Here is a 20,664-nt window from a genome sequence, read left to right as displayed (position 1 = left end):
AATTACTCATTCAGTTGGTATGTTAACAACACTTATCTGAAATCCATTTTTTTTGTAAGATCGGTATCTGTATCTTGCCCATTTTTTTAAAATGTTAGGTATGGGAACAAAGTCTATTATTTCGTTAAAATCTAAAAAAAAGTTCATATTTTTTGACATAAGATTTATTAGTAGATCTTTTGGTTGATTGTCGTAGCAACATTGATTCCAGTATATGATTATTGGAGTATGATGGGTGGCTTTTCCAAATAGATTATGTGGCAAAAATGAATTTTGATCAAATGTCCACAATATTTCGTCTATTTTTGTAGCTTGATGTTTATCTTCGCAAGTTACTAAGATGGTTTTTCCGGATCTCCATTGTGTGCTTATTAACTTACAAGCAAACCGTTCTATGCAGTTAGGTTTATTTTTTTGTTCAAATTCTTGAGACAGTAAATAAAAAGTACCGCGTTTCATACGTTATTAATTTTTATTGTTTTTATAGTCAATAAAAACTGATTATTTAAATAAAACATAAATTTATTTTGATGTAATTTTGTTACAAAGTTAATACTGATTAATAAAAATAATTTAAATTTTATGGGATGATCTATTGATCAGATATTGTGATAAAAGCGCAACGGGTCGCCCCGTTGCGCTTTTATCACAATAATCAGATACCCATGCTGTTCCAGCAATATCTAAATGTGCCCAGCGATATTTATAAGCGAACTGTTGAAGAAAACACCCGGCTGTAATAGCGCCGGCAGGTCTACCCCCAACATTTGTCATATCCGCACATGTAGATTTTAATTGTTTTTGGAACACTTCATCTAATGGTAATTTCCAAACATAATCTCTGGATTGTTGTCCGGCTAGAATTAATTCGTTAGCTAAATTTTTGTTATTAGACATTAAACCGCTAAAATGATGTCCTAAAGCAATAACACAAGCTCCAGTTAATGTAGCTATATCTATTACAACATCAGGTTTATAACGTTCTGCGTATGTCAATACATCACATAGAACCAAACGACCTTCAGCGTCGGTGTTTAATACCTCCACGGTTTTTCCTGATAAAGTAGTTAGTATGTCACCTGGACGAAATGAAGTATTACTTATCATATTTTCACACATAGCAAGTATTCCGATAATATTTAATGGTAAATTCAGCTCTATGGCTATATGCATAATTGCATACACTGCAGCAGCTCCGCACATATCATATTTCATTTCATCCATTTTATTTGATTCTTTAATAGAAATCCCACCAGAATCAAAGGTTAAACCTTTTCCTATAAATACAATAGGAGGAACATTAGACCCTGCAGGATGTCCTTTGTATTTAATTATAGGCATTGTGGGAGCGTAATTAGACCCTTTTCCTACCGCTAAGTAAGCATTCATGCCTAATTGTTTCATTTCTGAAGCATTGATTATATTTATTGTGACGTTCTCACAATTAGATAATTCATTTGTTTGATTTACAAAATAATCAGGGGTACAAAAATTAGGGGGCATATTTCCCAGGTCTTTAGCTATTTTTATTCCGTGAACGATAGATAATCCATCCCTAATAGATCTTTTGCAAGATCCTAATTCGTTTTCATTAGGTATATGTAATGTTATCTCATTTAGTGACTGATTTAGTGTAGTTTTATTGTTGTTAAATCTATTAAAAACATATAATTCTTCATGAACGATTTCCATTGTTTGTCTTATTTTCCAATAATTATCGTATCCTTTTATATTTAATTCGCTTAAAAAAAGTAATATTTTAATTATAGGTATCTCTTTACATAATATTGTTATTTTTCTAATTAATTTTCTATAACAATTTTCATTAAAATCAGATTTCTTACCGCAACCAATTAATAAAATTTGTCTATTATGTAAATGAGGTACATCGTATAATAAGAGCGTTTGCGCGGTTTTTCCGTACAATGCACCACGCCGCAACAATGAACTGATATATCCTTTGCTTACGTCATCAATTTTTTTTGTCGAAGGAAATAAATTTAATTCTTCAAATATACCAGTAACGATGCAACTATCAGGATATAATTCTAGATGTCCGCTAGTAACGCTAAATTTTATCATAATATTTCCTGTATATAAATATATCAAAATGAAATATTTAAAAAATAAATCAGTTACAATATTCGCATTTTTATATTTTATGTAAAATATTGAAACATATCACTGTGAGATTGTATTGGGTTTATAACATAATGATAATTTTTATTGCATTATAAAAAAACCGGATATGTATTATTTCTTCAATATTACAATCTGTTACTATTACGATACTTATTTTTTATTTAAAAACAAGTTTTTTAGGTAAAATAATGATATTTACCAAATATATATTGAAAGAAATATTTAAAAATCAGTTAATCATTCTAACATTATTATTTTTAGTGTGTTTTTGTCAAAAATTGATCAGAATGCTGGGTTTGGTAATAGATAGCAATATTTCAATATATTTAATTTTTCTATGTCTTGGATTAAGTATGCCGGAATCAGGAAAATTACTCATCCCCTTTAGCGTGTTTTTGAGCGTATTGGTAACATTTTATCGATTACATGCTCATAATGAAATTATAGCTATGTATTCTTGTGCTGTAGATAAATACATTTTTTTAAGAAGTATGTTTGTTTTTAGTTGGATCGTTGCTACATTCACTATGATTAATATAGCGTGGTTATCTCCTTATTGCTCAAGTTATCAAAGTAGATTATTGTATAAAATTAAGGAAAACATTAATTTGGTTGTTTTGTCAGAAAAAAAATTTCAACCATTAGTTACCAAATATTTAATTTTATTTGCGGGTAGTATTCAGGGAAGTAAATTAAAAAACGTGTTTTTATCAAAAATAAATCCAGACAAAGATAACAATATGTTTATAATTATTACCTCAGATCAAGGCAGTATTCGTAGAAATCCTGATGGTTCCCGATTAATTATTTTAGAAAACGGCACATATTATGAAATTTATAATAAATGTGAGTTGTGTAAGGATGTGCTTATTACTGACTTTTCTCAATATCAAATGCTAATCAATAATACTATTAAAACATTGTATAAAGAAAATGAGTCCGTTGATCATATGTCTATGCATCAGTTATGGTGTTCTGATAAATTAGAAATGCGCGTAGAGTTACATTGGCGTTTAACTTTATTAGTATCTATTTTTCTTATGCCGATGATCGCAACGTTATTAATCACTGTTGTTTCATATAATTATTTAGTAAATTTATTGGTAACAGTTTTTTTATATATAATTTTTTTTATTTTTCATATTTTACTACGTTCCTGTGTTCTTTTAGATAATATAAATCCTATAGTATGGATGTGGGTTATTAATAGTATTTATCTATCGATAGTTTTATTGCTTAATTCATGGGATACTTCTTATATCAAAAAATTAGTTTTAACAATGTGTTATCGTCATCACATAAAAATATAGTGTATATGTACAGCATTTTAAATTATTACATTATAAAAATGGTAATATCAAATACAACGACGGTGTTTCTAGTGCTACTATCTTTATCTAGCGTAATTAAAGTGATTGATGAACTGCGTAAGATAGGAGAAGGAAATCATTCGGTTTTTGAAGTTATTATTTACATGATTTTAAGTTTGCCAAAAGATTTTGAATTATTTTTTCCCATAGCTACTTTATTAGGCGGTCTTTTAGGTTTATGCATGCTTGAAGTACATAATGAATTTATAGCAATGCAGGTCTCTGGATTTAGCAGAGTACAGATCACTTTATCAGTCATAAAAGCTTCTATTCCTGTATTATTATGCAGTATCATTTCTAATGAATGGGTAGTGCCTAATAGCGAAAAAATAATGTGCATGTATCGCAATCAATCACAACATGATGCTTCTTTGCTTTCTATAAAGATTAAAAATCTGTGGTTCATAGATAACAATGATTTTGTTTGTGTTGAGAATGTAATAGCCCATAATGAATTATTAGGAGTAAAGCTGTATAATTTTAACGAAGAAAAAAAGCTAAAAAAGATATATTATATCGAACGGGCGGTGTTTGTTAATAAAGTATGGCATTTGATTAATGTAAATGAATTGGATATTTCTCAAGAAATATCCGTTGCTAATAAAAAAATACCACATTCTGAATGGAATACTGAATTAACTCCATATAGATTATCCATGATGATTACTCATCCAAATTTTTTATCTATCTCTAAATTATATCATTGCGCTAAATATTTTAATAGAATTGGGCAAAATTCTAAATATTATCAAGTGATTTTTTGGAAGAAAATATTATCCCCTATCTCTGAATCGGTTATGATCATAATGGCGTTAGCGTTTACTTTTGGGCCATTATATAAAAAAAAGATAGGTGTTAGATTATTCGTAGGAAGTATAGCGGGGTTTTTATTTTATATTTTAAATCAAATATTTGGAATACTAAGTTCTATGCACAGTATTTCTCCAATAATTGGATCAATATCGCCTAGTATAATATTTTTGGTAATTAGTGTTATCATTATGCGGATATATTCATAATTTTGTGAACATAAAAATTTTTAATAAATTTTTTTATATTATTTTACGTAAAAATATGTTTTTAGTAAATTCTCTCAGCCATTTATGAGAGGAAGAGTAATTATGTTTAGAATGCCATGCTTGAATAATGCTTTTTTTTCCTAAGTTAAAATCAGTATTAAAATGTGTTACTGGCATATTTAATTTCTGTATCATTGTTAATATAAATTCTGGTATTATTGCCAATGCATCTGAATGAATTATAGCGTTTATAGTAGTAATATATTCTGGAGTAATACCAATTAAGTTGCGTTCTGACCAAAAATATTTACTACATTCATCGGAATTGGTTAATTGCTCATGTTTGGTTTTAATGAATTGATATTTTAATAAATTGTCCATATTTTTAGTTTGAGATAAAATAGGATGATGGTTCCGAGATATTATACAACATTTGGATACGTAGATAGTTCGAATAGTTATTTCTGGGTTAAGTGCGCGCATTTCTCCTATATATAAATCTATGGTGTGGTTTCTCAAAAAATTATCATCGTAGTCTGAATCATTTACTAAATGAATCAATGCATTGGGAGCTTTATCTTTTATTTCTTGAAATAAGACGGTATTAAGGATAAAGAGAATAGCGTTATTCGATGCAATAATAAATGATATGGTAGTAATTTTAGGTTCGAATACTACGTTACTGTTAAATATTGATTCAATACGGTTCACTAACTCTTTAATATTTTCTTTTAGAGAGATTGCTTTAGGCGTAGGGATTAATTTAGTTCCACTGCGAACTAAAATTTGATCGTTAAATAGAATGCGTATTTTGTTAAGGGATTTACTAATAGCTGGAGCAGTGACATTCAATTTTTTTGCTGCTAGGTTTACACTATTATCTTCGAGTAGTGCATTGAGGATTATTAGTAGATTGAAATCAAAATTATTCATATAATAAATTTTCATGTAATATTTATTTTACCCTGTATTATAATGTATAAATATATAAGAGTAAAATATATTAAATGTATCAAGCATAATATGTTCGTTGATCACAGATATAATCGAGCACACAACAATATGATTGTATTTTTGTAAGCATAAGCAGCATCAGCGACGGGTATTGTTGATATAAGTAAAAGTTATTACTATTATTATAATGTAGCATATTAAATATGCATTCAGTCATTATTTATGTTGCAACAATGAAATGTTTATAGATGGTTTTGTGAATTTTTTTTAATATTTTTTAAAAATTATATTTTATGGAAAAATTATATTATGTTTACAAATTTAATACTTTGCACTGAATGATTGTGAAGAAATTGATTCTGTATATTGAATTCTCTTGTAAAATTTGATAAATTTTAGTGACTGCAAGTTCTATATCAGATGGATTTGTTAGATATGTCATGTTTTGCCGAAGTGGCGAAATAGGTAGACGCAATTGACTCAAAATCAATCACCTTAATGGCGTGCCGGTTCGAGTCCGGCCTTCGGCAGTGTTGTATCAAGTAATTATAAAAAATAATTTTAGATGAACAAATATTGAATTTTAATTTTTTGTTTTTAACAGATAACAATAATGTCGTGTTGTGACAACAAATTTTATATACTTGTAAAGTAAGTTTTATATTGGTAATAATCTAATAATTTTAGTAATTATGCAAGTATTAGCATGAAAAATCTAAAATGTTTATACGAATTCATTAAATCTGTAAGGATTATATGTTAGCCTGGCTTTCAGTAGTGAAAGAAAGTGGTTGGTGTTGTGTTCATTGAATGTTATGTTATAACATAACTAAATTATTAAGGAAATTCACTGTTGTCATATCACTCTAAGCAACGTTTGTCTATTGGTATGAAATTGTTTCTTGCTTCAGGTTTGGTTCGTATGCTCATAGTACTGGGTATATTGCTATGTTCATGGGCTGCTATTTTTTGGTCCTCTTTGTTACCATGATAATACAAAGTAAAACGATGATGACATTATATAACTTAATAGCGGGTTACTACGGTCGTAATGTTAGTCCATCCGTAAGTGGTCGGATTAAATATGGTAGCATGATTGCTATTATAGGGCCTAACGGAATAGGAAAATCTACTTTATTAAAAACATTAGCTGGATTGTTACCTCCAGTCTCCGGTCGATTGGAATTTGGAAAAAAAGGTAGACCTCGTATGGGTTATTTACCTCAGAACAGAACTATAGATCCCCATTTTCCATTAACTGTATTCGACGTGGTATCTATGGGTTGTTGGCCGAGAATAAATTTATTAAAAAGACTGAATCAACATCAAAGAGCAGTGATCTGGCGTTCTTTAGATCAGGTAAAATTGTTAGATGTATTAAATCAATACATAGAAACTTTGTCAGGAGGGCAAGTGCAACGTATGTTATTTGCTAGAATATTGGCTCAGCAAGCATCATTAATTTTACTTGATGAGCCATTTCAAGGAATTGATATAAATACTTGCAAAATAATGATACGTGCTGTAAATCTATTGTGTAGGCGTGGATGTACTGTGATTGCTGCACTACATAATCATGAATTCGTAACTGAATATTTTCCTAATACATTGTCATTAACTTATTCTCGTAGTATTTGGAATCCATCCATATAAATGCAAAAAAATTAATTTTATGGTATTGTGAATTGATTACATATGGCCTATGTGTATGTAAATATTTATTTTAGAAAAGGAAAAGGTTTGTATGATGATTCATATGTTATTTGATCCTTTTATTAACTGTGGATATATGCGAAGAGCTATAGTTGCGTGTTGTGTATTATCTATTAGCATAACGCCAATAGGTAGTTTTTTAATGTTGAGGCGTATGAGTTTAGTGGGAGATGTGTTATCTCATGCTATATTACCGGGCGTAGCGATAGGGTATTTTTTTTCAGGTATGTCATTTATGATAATGAGTATAGGGGGATTTATTTCTGGATTAATGGTCGCGATATTATCTAGTTGGATTAGCGAAAAAACATTGTTGCAACAAGATGCTAGTTTTGCTGGGCTTTATCTTGGATCTTTGGCATTTGGAGTTATATTAATGTCGTTACATGGTCCTAATGTAGATTTGTTGGATTTGTTATTTGGATCTATTTTATCTGTAAATTTATTAAATTTAGAATGTATTGGGATCATTAGTACTATAACTTTACTTACTATCGCATTATTTTACAGAGCTTTAATTATTGAAACATTTGATCCAGATTTTTTAAGAGATAATAATGTTGAAGCATCGAGATGTATTCAAATATTTTTTTTATCAATAGTTATGTTGAATTTAGTAGCAAGTTTTCAAGTGACTGGTACTTTAATGTCTGTTGGTTTAATGATGTTACCTGGGTTATCAGCTCGGTGTTGGGTTAAGAGTTTAATACATATGTTATTGTTATCAATATTTATTGCTTTTTTTTGTTCGTGGATCGGGTTGCTTGGGTCATTTTATATGTTTTTGCCTGCAGGCCCGACTATAGTGTTCTGTGGTAGTGTAATTTTTTTAATTTCGGTGTTGTTTGGCAGGAATAAAGGTATTTTATTTTCTGTATATAACAAAAAATAAAAATTTCTACTGTTTATTTAATTAAATTATTTTTTGTACCTGGCAAGGAACTCGGTGTGTTTTAAAGATATAATTTTGGATATAGATGATCGCGTTATATATAATGATACCTGTAGAATATATATTAACATTGATCTGTACACGCTATACCAATAACAGCAACATATCTTAATTTCCATTTAAATAAATACCTGGAAAGTCTAAGGAAATTTAAGTATTGATTCAAGAAGGTTCAGAATAATGATATCAATAATTAGTTTTGAGTGAAATTAGAATAATTATAAGATATAAATAAAAATAAATTATTAAAATAATTTATTAAGAATATATAGTGGATAATATTCTTCATGTCTTGTTCTTGATTATCTTTATAAGCAAAATCGCTGTTTTGGTTAAAGTAATATTAGTTATTAAAAATATAAATGTATTTATACTTAAAATATTATCAATTTGTAATTATTTTAACTGATTACTATAAATTAGTATAATATGCCTGTTTAAAAGTTGTTTCTGTGGAGCTAATTATTTAGCTGACGATGTTCATATTTTTATTATATGATATATAAAGTATCTGTTATTAGTAATTTCATATTCACTTTGATGCGAAGTGTTAAATGTGGTGATTTATAGATTAATTTACATGATATTTGTAATATATATATCACAAGTTATTTTTTGAATTGTTCGGTATAGTGTTTGAGTGTTTAATTGTTAAAATTGTTTGACTTTAAATTATTACATATATATATATCATGTTTTATAGATTAAATACATTCCCTAAGTATACTTGTTGTACGTGTTTATTATTTAATATTTCATTAGGAGATCCATGAGCAATTGATTTTCCTTGATTAACTATATATGCTCGCTCACATATACGCAATGTTTCTCGTACATTATGATCGGTGATTAGTACTCCAAGTTTGCGGGCTTTAAGTTGTTTAATAATTTTTTGTATATCTGTTATTGAAATTGGATCTACTCCAGAAAAAGGCTCGTCAAGTAATATAAATTTAGGGTTAGCGGCTAATGCTCGTGCAATTTCTACACGTTTTCGTTCTCCTCCAGACAACGTTTGTCCAATATTGTTTTTTAAATGACTAATATGAAAATTATTCATTAATTCTATAATAAGTTTATTACGTTTTTTTGTATTGAGATTACGTTGAGTTTGCAATATAGCCATTAAGTTGTCAAATACAGTTAATCGACGAAAAATTGAGCTTTCTTGAGGCAAATAGCCTATCCCTAATCGAGCTCTACGATAGATTGGTAACATGCTAATATCTTTTTCCCCAATTGAAATACTACCGGAATTGTGTTGAACAATTCCTAATATCATATAAAATGTTGTAGTCTTTCCAGATCCATTTGGGCCTAATAATCCAACAATTTCTCCAGAAGTTATATATAAGCTTATATTTTTCACTACATATCGTCCTTTATAAATTTTGGATAGATTTTTTATAGTCAGTGTTGTCATAAAATTAAACTATCACTAATTATATAGTGTGTATTAAATATATTTTCAGATAGATTTTTCTGATAAAATTGTTATAACTTTATTTCCTTGATTAGAAATGGCTTTTATTTGCTTGTTTTTTATTGAGTATATGATTTTATCACTTTGTATAGAGTTTCCTGATTGTTTTATGTAAGCATTACCAATCAGAGTAATAGTGTCATCGCTGGTATTGTAATGTATTATCGATGATTGAGCAAATATCGTATTCCCCATTTTTTGTGTTTGATTTAAAGTAACAGGGTTTCCATGCGCTTCTATCATGGATAGATGATGCGTATCTTCTGTATGAGAGATTAATATCTTATCTGCATAAAGATCAATATTTTTATATTTAAGTATAACTCGATCTGTAAAAATTATTGTATTAGTCAACATATTAATTGATTGACATTCAGAATATACTTGAAGTATTTGTGATTTTTTATGCGCTAAAGCGTGAGAGTATGTAAATATTAAAAGTATATTGATATAGGTAAGTATTATTTTGTATTTACCATATGCATTGGATTTCATAACAAGTTTGTGCGCTATCAATTAATTTTGCTGTTTGGGTATGTAAATTGGCATGCATTTTCATGCCAACAGAATAAAAATAATGACCATGTATAATTACTTTTTCGTTTGAAATAATATCTTGAGTTATTAAGTTAATTGTCGCTTGGTTTGTAATAATGGATTGAAAGTATGCGTCATGTATTAAATTATTGAGATACACATATCCGTATAGGTGCAGTGTTTTTTCGTAACTTAGTTTGGCTTGATTTGCTATAATTTTCCATGTTGGGATATTGTTATCGTCAAAAGCTGTAATGCTAGGATATATGAACCAAGTAATTCTTTGATTTGAAAAACGTTGAATGCAGTGCGCTGTCAATTTAAATTTAAGTTGTCCTGTTTTATTATATACATTAATTGTTACATCGTTGCCTTGATGAGTACATATATCATTCTGAGTTAATGAGTGTAATGATGCATTACACATGATTAATGATTTTCTCATAATAAAATATAGAAAGATTATTATCAATATCAATAAAATTGCAATAAAAGTATATTTTTTATTTTTTTTCAGTGATTTTGCTACATAAAACATTATGGGGGATCTCATATTTAATGATTGTCATTTAATATTTTTTATTTTTAGACAATAAAAGATATTTTTGGAGAGATGATTATGAATCAATATTATTGTTGTGATTGTTAGTTTTAACTTTTTTTGACGAAATACATATTAAAATAAATAGATATTTAAGATATATATAAATAAATATTTTTAGATGATCTTTTGCAAGATAATGTATAAGAAATTGTGTTGAGATATAAATTATCAGTACAGTTATTAATACTTTTATATTAATATTTCTGATATATATATTATATAATTTTGTTTCGGTGATATATATATCCGAGGAGTATTGCGTGTTTTTAAGTATTTATCTATAACAAGATCGCGTATGTTAAGTATTGTAGTTTAATTTGCTTGAATAGTATTCATTATACATGAATATGCTCAACATAATTAATTGCTATGTCAATTAATTCATTTTAATGTAAATAAATATATATTACTGTTGATTTACATAGATTTACAATCGTTTAATAGGCAATTAAATAAAATACCTGAATTTATTTTTTTAAATAGATTTTTTAATGAACATCAGAATTCAATCTAATATTATTTACACATAGAAAATAGATTTTCAATTTTTTGATATATATTTTTAACGAAGTGTTATACGTATAATATTATTTTCTATTAAAAATATTTTGGTTTTTTAATAGAAAATAATAGACACAATAACTTGTGTCATAAAAATAATCATGTTTCTAGATGAGAATATGGATCAGTGAAAAAGTATTTTACCATTAAACATACGAACGTATAATCTTTATATAAGATTAATTTATTATCATTCTTAATGATTATTTATGTTAAAGACTTGTTGTGATTTATTCATTAATGTGGTAGACAGAATATCTGTGATTACTTAATGAATGTTTGATATTTCAGTAAAAATATTAAGTAAGTTATGTATTATAATTTATTTCATTAAATGGATGTGTGTATTTTAATTTTTTGTTTTTATGGAAAAAATTATTTTTAAAATTAAATTATTATTTATGATGACTACAGTCTAGTCTGTAGAGTATAGATATTAAAAATAGAATAGATGGAATAATTGCAAGTGTCATTATAAATAGAGACATAAGCGTTATGTGATTTGTTGAAAATAAGTATTTATTTAGGGTGTATTTAAATAAAAATTATTCTTATTATTATGATTGTTCAAAATCAAAAAAAGAATTTGATCTTTAATAAAATTAAAAATTGAAAATTAGAAGGTATTTGAATTTTGAAAGAAAATTTTCATTTAAGGTATATTTAACTATAGAGATAAAAGTACATTAATATTAGTAATTGCATTATTCAATATTATTTGTTCAATCAATAATGATGATTAAAGAATCATTAAAATTTTTTGTTGTAATTATCATTATTTTGACGATATTAATAATTAAGAATACGAATATCTTAAAATAGTTAAAGATATTACATCGCTATGATAGATGTTGTGAGATAATTGTTAATTATCGTTGTTGATTGCTTGTATGTAGTGTATATAAAAATATAAGTAAAGTGCTATTTATTTGATGTTTATTTAATTTGTTGAATATAACATTTAATATGATTTCAATGTCAAAATGTGAATATTGTTTTTTTATAAAAAAGTTATTAAGATATAGTTAATATTAGTTTAAATTAGCGACAAATAATAATACCGTGAATTTAAATAATAATCGATACATATCTTAAGGTTGTATAGGTACAGTAATAAATGATTCAAATCATAATTTTTATTATTTTTCAAGTTTTGGTATTGAAATCATAAGAATGTGCGTATTTGTATTTGGCAATTACAAATAGGACAGTCCTTATATTTGTAATAAATAAAAAATAATTTTTTAAGTTGTATAGAGTCTGCTGATCATCAATATCTCTCTATTTAAGAGAGGTTAATACTTTTGCGTCGATTAGTTATTTTATAGATTATATGAATAATTAATTTTTATTTTTATTGTAAATTAAACATAATTATTCTGATTAACAGCATTACAATTGATTTTTGATATATATATTTATATATAGATAAATATATATCTCCTTGAGATATGTTATTATGATTGAATGAAAAATTAAAATGAAATCTTTTTAATGTAGGATATTATATCCTATGGATATAATGGTATGCTTTTTAAAAAAAGCATAGTTGTTTATAGTATTTATGCTAAAAATAAAATTAGATCTTATTTATTTTTCATATTTAAATAAATATTTTAGCGCCAAATACTGATATCTCATTTCTGAGATATATTTATTCGCTATTTATAGCTGCAAGGATGTTGTTGTACGCTTCTTTTTTTAGGAATATAGAGTTTTTATATTTATTTATATATAGTAATTATATAAAAATATTCTATTTAATAACGGAAATTTCTTGATATTTGTTGGGTTATTTTATAAATATTTTATATTGTAATTTATTTTGTAAAAAGAGTGAGAACAGCAATTAATTAATAAATTATATTATTTATAATAGTTTAAATAATTCATTTTTTTAATGCATCATGAAATATAAATGATTGATATTTGGAAATAAAAATGACAATAGAATAATAATTGTATGGCGTAAAATTATGAGAACAAAATTCTGCGTTTCGCTGTTATTATAATTGTTTAAATGGTGAAAATTATGAACGTGGATGATATTAAAAGTATTTTATTAAAAGATTTGACATTAGATGAAGCATATGTTTCTTTGTACGAGGATAATTATCAAATTATTGCTATAAGTCATATTTTTTATGATGGTATGACTGAATTAGAACGGCATAAAATTATATATGCTCCTCTTATGAAGTATATATTAAATAATGAAATTCATTCAATATCTATTCAAGCATTTAATCCTAAGGAATGGAACAAAAAGCGTAGATTATGTGGCGTATAAAGCAGTTTTTAATTAATATGAATTAATTATAATAATTGATATCAGGTCATGACAGTGGATAGATTTTATATTCATGGTCCTACTCCTTTAAGTGGTGAAGTGAGTATATCAGGTGCTAAAAATTCTGCATTACCAATTTTGTTTGCTACGTTATTAACTGAAGAACCAGTAGAAATTTTTAATGTACCTAAATTAAAAGATATTGATGTGACTATAAAATTGTTAACACAACTTGGAGCAAAAGTGGATCATTGCGATGTAGTTTTTGTAGATGCTAGCAGTGTTAACACGTGTTGTGCATCTTATGATTTAGCTAAATCCATGCGCGCTTCCATTTGGGCATTAGGACCATTAGTAGCACGGTTTGGAGAAGGTAAAATTTGGCTGCCTGGCGGATGTTCAATTGGGAAAAGATCAGTAGATTTACATGTTAACGGTTTAGAGCGGTTAGGGGCAACAATTATCTTAGAAGAGGAGTATGTTACAGCTTCTGTGAATGGACGATTACATGGTGCTCATATTATCATGGATAAAATTAGCGTTGGAGCCACGGTTACTATCATGAGTGCTGCTGCGTTAGCAGAGGGAATTACTATAATTGACAATGCTGCTCGTGAACCAGAGATTGTTGATACTGCTAATTTTCTTATTATGTTAGGAACCAATATTAATGGAGCTGGAAGCAATAGAATCACTATCGAAGGGGCTCAAAAATTAGGAGGGGGAAAGTATTCAATCATGCCAGATCGCATTGAAACTGGTACCTTTTTAGTTGCTGCCGCTGTTTCACGTACAAATGTAGTATGTTTGGGATCTCGTCCGGATACGTTACGTTTTGTGATAAAAAAATTACGCGAATCTGGAGCTGATATTAATACGGGTAAAGATTGGATCGGTTTAAATATGCACGGGAAAAGGCCTAAAGCTATTACTGTATGCACTAAGCCGTATCCAGGGTTTCCTACTGATATGCAAGCACAGTTTACTTTATTAAATATAGTCTCCAAAGGAACGGGAAAAATTATAGAAACTATATTTGAAAATAGGTTTATGCACGTACCAGAACTTGTTCGTATGGGAGCTCGTGTTAAAATATTAAACAATATGATTGTTTGCCATGGTGTCGATTCATTAATTGGTACTCAAGTCATGGCAACGGACTTGCGGGCTTCTGCAAGTTTAGTATTAGCTGGTTGTATTGCTGAAGGATTGACGATAGTGGATTGTGTTTATCATATTGATCGTGGATATGATCATATTGAGAAAAAGTTAAAAAATATGGGAGCTCATATCCAACGAGTTACTAATAAATAATCTTATTATCAGGTGTGTAGCAATTTTTAATTATGATGATTTCATAAAGTATGGTATAGGTTTATTATTATTTTTTATCTGTGTCGTTGTTTAAAATAGAGCAAAAATTAACGAAGTAGTAAGAATATATTTGTATCTCCACGCATAATATTTAGTGCTATAACTGATGGTTTTTCGTTTAAAATTTTACGTAATTGAGATAAATTGTGTACTTTCGTACGATTCAGTCCGACAATTATGTCGCCTTTTTGTAGGCCAATAGAGTAAGCTGGAGAATCTTTTACGACGTCTTCAACCTGCACTCCTTTTGTTCCATCTTTTAAATATCCATTGCTTAAAGAAGCCCCTTGTAATGCTGGGGTTAGCATTTCCTCACTGGTACTCACAGAGGTGCTATCATCTAATAGAACTGATACTGTTTGCAGTTTCCCATCCCGTAATAATCCTAGTTTTATAATTTTACCTGGAGTAGTAGTACCAATTTTCACCCTTAATTCTGCAAAATTTTTTATTGGTTTTCCTTCTATGGATACAATAATATCTCCTGCTTTAATATTTGCTTTAGCGGCTGCAGTACCCGGTAGTACCTCGCTAACAAAAGCGCCGCGTTGCGCATCGATATTAAGTGCTTTAGCGATATCAGCGGTCAATTCTGTGCCTTTTATTCCTAATTGACCTCGTTTTACTTCTCCAAATTCAATTAATTGTTGACTTAAATTTTTCACAATATTACTAGGAATAGCAAAACCAATGCCAATATTTCCTCCTCCAGGTGCTAAAATAGCAGTATTAATTCCAATTAATTCTCCATGTAAGTTTACTAGAGCTCCTCCAGAATTTCCTCTATTTATGGAGGCATCAGTTTGTATAAAATTTTCTAATCCTTCCAGGTTTAAACCACTTCTTCCTAATGCTGATATAATACCAGAAGTTGCTGTTTGACCTAATCCAAAAGGATTACCAATAGCAACAGCAAAATCACCAACTTTTAAAATATCAGAATCAGCCATTTTTATTTCAGAGAGATTTTTAAATTTTAATAATTGAAGTAATGCTAAATCAGTTTGTTCATCATGTCCTACCAGTTTAGCGTTAAATTCACGCCCATCGTTAAGTTGTATCTTAATTTTATCTGCACCATTGACAACATGGTTATTGGTAATAATGTAGCCTTTATTAGCGTTAATAATCACCCCTGATCCTAGTCCTTCGAATGGTCTAGATCCAAAATTTCCTCCAGGAATATCTGGTCCAAAAAAATATTTAAATTCTTTAGGCAATGTAAGTCTTCTCGCAGGTTGAATACCTTCAACATGCACACTTACTACTGCTGGAAGCACTGTATCTAACATGGGGGCTAAACTCGGTAAGAGCCCTGACATTTCTGTAGAAAATGTTGTATGATTTATAGAAGACTCAGCATATGAAATTCCCAATGTAAATAATATACTCAATATCTTTAGGAAATGTGTTATCTTCATAGGTAATTAATATAATTAGTTATATTGTAATCAAGAATAATATTGTTTTAAATATTCATAAAACCTTAATGACTAAAATTCGAATTTCTATTTTATTTTTGGTAAATTTTAACGTCCATAACAGATTTAGGTGGATGAACTGCCTATATTGCACATTATTATATTATGCATAGCATGATAAGATGTCGAATAGTTTATGTAAACTAATAAAAGTTTTCTTATATTATTTATTATCATGACTTTTTATTGTATTTTCCGTATTACTGGAATAATCTAACGGCGCTTCTATTGGTAATTGTTCGTTTTTTATAGTTGTTTTTTTTGCATTAAATGCGTGTACGTTATCTTGTATATGTGTATTTGGTAAAAAAAAATTGGCGCTTCTTTTAACATTATGGTATAAGTGACGGTAGTCATCTTCTATTTTTTTTAATAATTTTATAGTGTAAGTAAAGTGATTACTCAATTCTTTTTGATATTCATTTAGTTTGTTTTTTTTATCTTGTAGTTCGCTATATAAAGTTTTTTGATCATGTAGTAAATAACGTGCTTTATAATACATGATAAATGCTCCTATAATAACTCCAATTATTGAGCTTATGAATATACATATCCATATCATGATGATATACTCCTAAATTCATTTTATTTATGTGTTTATTTTGGCGTGCTAACTGATTGATACGTAATTTTTGCATATGTTTATATGTTATTGTATAACAATTTAAGTGATAAGTATCCAATCACCGATTGGCTAGTATGTACATTATTTTAGTAGAATTTTATTCTACTTAATTTTCTTTATCAATAAGTATTCGTATAGAATATACTGAAGTCAGTAAATAGATAGAGATCTTTAGTAATATTTTTCAAATAAATATCTGAGTAATTTAAAAAAATGAAATGATGCTAGACTGTCTCTTAATTATATCAATTATTTGTTTTAATTGATATAATATATTACAGATTAAGAATATTGTATGAAGTAAATACTAGCGTGTACCTATTTTAGAATCGAAGATGTTAGAGAAATTTGATTTTAATAGTAGTACGTGTGCCCTGCACCAATCAGGTATCTTATTTTTATATTTGTTAATTACTTCATATTTAATTAATATGATTGCATTTTTATATTGAGTTAGGTTTATCTCTATGAAAACTTTTATGGCAAAATCACATGTAATTAGGAGAACATGGCATATTATTGATGCTAAGAATAAAATACTTGGTCGTATATCTACTATGATTTCTAGATATTTAATTGGTAAACATAAAATAGAATATACTCCGCATGTCGACATTGGAGATTATGTTATTGTTTTAAATGCGAAAGAGGTATCTGTAAGCGGGCATAAACGCGATGATAAAATATATTATCATCATACTGGATATATTGGAGGAATTAAGCAATTAAATTTTAAAGGAATGATAAATAGATATCCTGAAAAGGTGATTGAAATTGCAGTAAAGGGTATGTTACCTAAAGGCCCCTTAGGTCGTATGATGTATTGTAGACTTAGAGTATACCCCGGAAATGTACATGCACATGCTGCTCAAGAACCTCAATGTATAGATTGTTAATGAATGGAAAACAAAGTATGAATGTAAATCAATATTATGGCACTGGACGGCGAAAAACCGCTTCCGCTCGAGTGTTCATTAAGTCTGGGGTAAGTAATGGAAGGGTTATTATAAATAAACGTGCATTAGATCAATATTTTCCTAGAAACAATACACAATATATCATTATTAGGCCTTTGAAAATTACTAATTTATTGGATAAATTAGATATATATATTACTGTAAAAGGCGGAGGGACATCTGGTCAGGCTGGCGCGATATGTCATGGGATGACACGTGCATTATTGAGGTATGATGAGAAATTGCGCGGTGTATTGCGATCAGTTGGATTAGTTACTAGGGATTCTAGAGAAGTAGAAAGAAAAAAGGTGGGTTTGCGTAAAGCACGCAGGCGTCCTCAGTTTTCTAAGCGTTAATATTTGTTTTATAATACATGTATTTAGTTGGTATTAGCTCAATAATTAAGTATAAAATTATTATAAAGAATATACAATTATAATAAGTATTAGATGTAATCAATCTACAGGGGTGGTTGATGATTAAATTGAAGACATTATATTTTTATTGAGTTATATCAAAATTTGAGTGTATTGAAGAGGTATTGATTATAATTAGTAGGTGTGTTCTTCTTGGAGAAGATTAGAAATTATATTTTTTACTCTTTATTCATTATTTGAAGGATTTTATCTCTAAATTTGAAGATAGGCAATACTATTTAAACTGATTTAACTAACTACTTACTGTTATGGTTAAACACGAAAAGATAAGAATCTTGATCAAACAAGTAGTTAGTTAAATCACGGGTGTTATATTTTTTGACGTTTATTTGAGAATGATTTTAAAACGATTAGTAATAAAGAGATCTTTGTCACAAGACAATATAATCCTTTATTACTTTATTATGATTATAATAGTTGTTGTTTTATATGAAATTTTTATTATTTGGGCATATGTGTGATTTATAATGGTGTTTTAATAGTGGTCATATGGTAAATCATGCGATTGTAATCGATACAAAAAAGTAGCTATTGTTTTGTTCATACAGAGGAAATCACTTTTGATATAACAATATACAATATTTTTTGGTGAAAATCAGAATTAGTTTAATTTAAATATCAGGTGAAAACACACCTGCAGCACGAGAGAAGATTATATAATTTATAGATCAGAGTCAACAATATCACTTATATCAATTTAACTGAGGTATGGGATGGTATTATTAAAAAATTTTTAATGGTATCGTTAATTTTTATTTAATTCATTAGACGAATTTTATTCATTTAATATGAATTTATGTATTTATTATCGTTGATTGTATATAGTAGCTATATGTAATTATTGTATTAATTGGTACTTAGACAGTGAGGGTTTATCCATAGGGTGTCTATTTTAATATTAGTGTAATAAATTAATAAGTGTGTTCTGATTCTACAGGGACATTATTTTTTTAAATTAGATATTTTATTAGAGTGTTGAAGTATATTTTCAAGAATTGATTATAGGTGTAAATACGATCACAATATAAAATTCAAAATCTTTAAAGCTATCGATAAGAGTATCGATATGTTTTATATTTGCAAGTGTATTTAAAATAAATCAAATTTGTAGATGTGTAAATTAAGTATATTAATTAATTTTTTGTGTGTAGTACATCTTCAATTAAAGTCGTTTTATGGTTTTATTCTATGAATATTAGCAAAACAATAGCTATTATTAAATATAGCAGGAATCAAAATGTTACATTTATATATAAATGTATTGGATGAGAATAAAGTAAAAGGTGGTTAAAAATTAAATATTAAATTAATTCCTAATAATATCATGAGAGTAAATGTTTTTATATAATATTCGTAGGCGTTATCTATATGTAATTAATATAAGAAATTTTAAGGATGTGATAGTAGATAATGTGATGATATGATCTTATTATAATTACCTAAATTTTAAGAAATATAGGAAAAAGCAGTAAATACATTTTTTACTCCGTCTATTGTTTTTGCTATTTTTTCGGCGCTTTTACTTTCTTCATGAGTCACTTGTCCTAAAAGAAATACTTCTTTATTCTCTGTAATTATTTTAATATTGGAAGCATGTATATCACTTTTTATGAAGAAATTTAAGCGTATTTGAGTGCTAATCCAAGCATCTGTAAAAATAGATTGTATGCATATTGGTTTATCTTGACGAATTGCGTTATAAATATTTTTTGTTCCATTAATTTTTATTATTATTTTTATAGCTTCTTCAGCGAAAGACATAGAAGGAGTCTGTCCAGTTAACAATACATTACCTTGGTATACAGTGTTTTTTATTCTTGTTGATTTTTTTATATGTTTGTTTTTTTTAAGAGCATGAGCAATATGATTTTCTAAGATACTATCATCCAATTGAGTACCTATAGTACGCGGATCATTCCATGCTGTAGTTATAAATGCAGCAGTTCCAATAGCTAATATACTTGAACAACAAGCTTGCAACGTTAATATAGAGAATAAAATTAATAACATCTGTGATATATGATATGAAATGTTCATGTACACGCATTTACGCACTTGACACTGAAAATATAATACTAATGTTAGAGGTTTATCAAGTTCATGAATAAACTTATTTTAAGTACACTGTGTTGAGATATGGAGCGAGTAATAGTGATTATGTCATAG

General features: G+C 27.8%; 18 protein-coding genes and 1 tRNA gene. 10 read left to right on the top strand and 9 right to left on the bottom strand.

Annotated elements, in window-relative coordinates; translation table 11 throughout:
• Positions 1–6: 6 nt before the first annotated feature.
• Together M9407_RS02535 and M9407_RS02530 are read right to left on the bottom strand one after the other, a co-directional pair.
• Positions 7–459, bottom strand: coding sequence for a DNA polymerase III subunit chi (locus M9407_RS02535; protein WP_250236916.1), 453 nt, complete (start codon positions 457–459; stop codon positions 7–9).
• A gap of 114 nt (positions 460–573) precedes the next feature.
• Positions 574–2,079: a leucyl aminopeptidase gene (locus M9407_RS02530; protein ID WP_250237418.1), complete on the bottom strand. Its 1,506-nt coding sequence runs from the start codon at positions 2,077–2,079 to the stop codon at positions 574–576.
• A 251-nt stretch (positions 2,080–2,330) separates the two neighbouring features.
• Between M9407_RS02530 and lptF the strand changes: the two genes are divergently transcribed.
• Entirely contained in the window at positions 2,331–3,452 is a 1,122-nt protein-coding gene (gene lptF / locus M9407_RS02525) for an LPS export ABC transporter permease LptF (RefSeq protein WP_250236915.1), read from the top strand.
• 5 nt (positions 3,453–3,457) lie between these two features.
• Positions 3,458–4,531: an LPS export ABC transporter permease LptG gene (gene lptG / locus M9407_RS02520; protein ID WP_284309735.1), complete on the top strand. Its 1,074-nt coding sequence runs from the start codon at positions 3,458–3,460 to the stop codon at positions 4,529–4,531.
• A gap of 33 nt (positions 4,532–4,564) precedes the next feature.
• Here lptG and M9407_RS02515 read toward each other — a convergent pair whose 3' ends face one another.
• Positions 4,565–5,464, bottom strand: coding sequence for a LysR family transcriptional regulator (locus M9407_RS02515; RefSeq protein ID WP_250236913.1), 900 nt, complete (start codon positions 5,462–5,464; stop codon positions 4,565–4,567).
• Positions 5,465–5,932: 468 nt separating this feature from the next.
• Between M9407_RS02515 and M9407_RS02510 the strand changes: the two genes are divergently transcribed.
• The 4 genes from M9407_RS02510 to M9407_RS02495 all read left to right on the top strand — a co-directional run bounded on the left by M9407_RS02510 (position 5,933) and on the right by M9407_RS02495 (position 8,090).
• A tRNA-Leu gene (locus M9407_RS02510) sits at positions 5,933–6,015 on the top strand.
• A 323-nt stretch (positions 6,016–6,338) separates the two neighbouring features.
• Complete coding sequence (locus tag M9407_RS02505) at positions 6,339–6,476, top strand: hypothetical protein (RefSeq protein WP_250231623.1); 138 nt, start codon at positions 6,339–6,341, stop codon at positions 6,474–6,476.
• A gap of 17 nt (positions 6,477–6,493) precedes the next feature.
• Positions 6,494–7,138, top strand: a complete 645-nt coding sequence (locus tag M9407_RS02500; protein ID WP_250236912.1) for a metal ABC transporter ATP-binding protein — start codon at positions 6,494–6,496, stop codon at positions 7,136–7,138.
• 91 nt (positions 7,139–7,229) lie between these two features.
• The gene (locus M9407_RS02495; RefSeq protein ID WP_250236910.1) at positions 7,230–8,090 is read left to right on the top strand and encodes a metal ABC transporter permease; all 861 of its coding nucleotides are present in this window, start codon (positions 7,230–7,232) and stop codon (positions 8,088–8,090) included.
• A gap of 757 nt (positions 8,091–8,847) precedes the next feature.
• On the opposite strand, the gene lptB is transcribed toward M9407_RS02495, so the two are convergent.
• Genes lptB through lptC form a run of 3 tightly spaced genes read right to left on the bottom strand, consistent with a single transcriptional unit; the run spans position 8,848 to position 10,708 of the window.
• Positions 8,848–9,573, bottom strand: a complete 726-nt coding sequence (gene lptB, locus M9407_RS02490) for an LPS export ABC transporter ATP-binding protein (RefSeq protein ID WP_250236909.1) — start codon at positions 9,571–9,573, stop codon at positions 8,848–8,850.
• Between the two features lie 45 nt (positions 9,574–9,618).
• Entirely contained in the window at positions 9,619–10,128 is a 510-nt protein-coding gene (lptA, locus tag M9407_RS02485; RefSeq protein ID WP_284309677.1) for a lipopolysaccharide transport periplasmic protein LptA, read from the bottom strand.
• Positions 10,106–10,708 (bottom strand): LPS export ABC transporter periplasmic protein LptC, encoded by a 603-nt coding sequence (gene lptC, locus M9407_RS02480; RefSeq protein ID WP_250237417.1) that lies wholly within the window; start codon positions 10,706–10,708, stop codon positions 10,106–10,108. The genes lptA and lptC overlap by 23 nt, the downstream gene beginning before the upstream one ends.
• 2,659 nt (positions 10,709–13,367) lie before the next feature.
• Here lptC and M9407_RS02475 point away from each other — a divergent pair.
• Both M9407_RS02475 and murA read left to right on the top strand, forming a co-directional pair.
• A complete protein-coding gene (locus tag M9407_RS02475) occupies positions 13,368–13,625 on the top strand; it encodes a BolA family protein (RefSeq protein WP_250235174.1) in 258 nt (85 codons plus the stop codon).
• Positions 13,626–13,673: 48 nt separating this feature from the next.
• The gene (gene murA / locus M9407_RS02470; RefSeq protein ID WP_420022226.1) at positions 13,674–14,939 is read left to right on the top strand and encodes a UDP-N-acetylglucosamine 1-carboxyvinyltransferase; all 1,266 of its coding nucleotides are present in this window, start codon (positions 13,674–13,676) and stop codon (positions 14,937–14,939) included.
• A gap of 107 nt (positions 14,940–15,046) precedes the next feature.
• Here murA and M9407_RS02465 read toward each other — a convergent pair whose 3' ends face one another.
• Both M9407_RS02465 and M9407_RS02460 read right to left on the bottom strand, forming a co-directional pair.
• Positions 15,047–16,420 (bottom strand): Do family serine endopeptidase, encoded by a 1,374-nt coding sequence (locus tag M9407_RS02465; RefSeq protein WP_250236907.1) that lies wholly within the window; start codon positions 16,418–16,420, stop codon positions 15,047–15,049.
• A 223-nt stretch (positions 16,421–16,643) separates the two neighbouring features.
• On the bottom strand, positions 16,644–17,042 hold the full coding sequence (locus M9407_RS02460; RefSeq protein WP_284309675.1) for a Z-ring associated ZapG family protein: 399 nt from the start codon (positions 17,040–17,042) through the stop codon (positions 16,644–16,646).
• 530 nt (positions 17,043–17,572) lie between these two features.
• Here M9407_RS02460 and rplM point away from each other — a divergent pair.
• Both rplM and rpsI read left to right on the top strand, forming a co-directional pair.
• The gene (gene rplM, locus M9407_RS02455; protein ID WP_250235176.1) at positions 17,573–18,001 is read left to right on the top strand and encodes a 50S ribosomal protein L13; all 429 of its coding nucleotides are present in this window, start codon (positions 17,573–17,575) and stop codon (positions 17,999–18,001) included.
• Positions 18,002–18,018: 17 nt separating this feature from the next.
• Positions 18,019–18,417, top strand: coding sequence for a 30S ribosomal protein S9 (gene rpsI, locus M9407_RS02450; protein WP_250236905.1), 399 nt, complete (start codon positions 18,019–18,021; stop codon positions 18,415–18,417).
• 1,527 nt (positions 18,418–19,944) lie between these two features.
• Here rpsI and dolP read toward each other — a convergent pair.
• Entirely contained in the window at positions 19,945–20,535 is a 591-nt protein-coding gene (gene dolP / locus M9407_RS02445) for a division/outer membrane stress-associated lipid-binding lipoprotein (RefSeq protein WP_250236903.1), read from the bottom strand.
• Positions 20,536–20,664 lie beyond the last annotated feature (129 nt).

This window comes from Blochmannia endosymbiont of Camponotus sp. (assembly GCF_023586365.1).
In the GTDB taxonomy this organism is placed as follows: Bacteria; Pseudomonadota; Gammaproteobacteria; order Enterobacterales; family Enterobacteriaceae; genus Blochmanniella.
The sequence above is the reverse complement of the archived record's forward strand: the minus strand, read 5'-3'. Positions and strand labels throughout refer to the sequence as shown.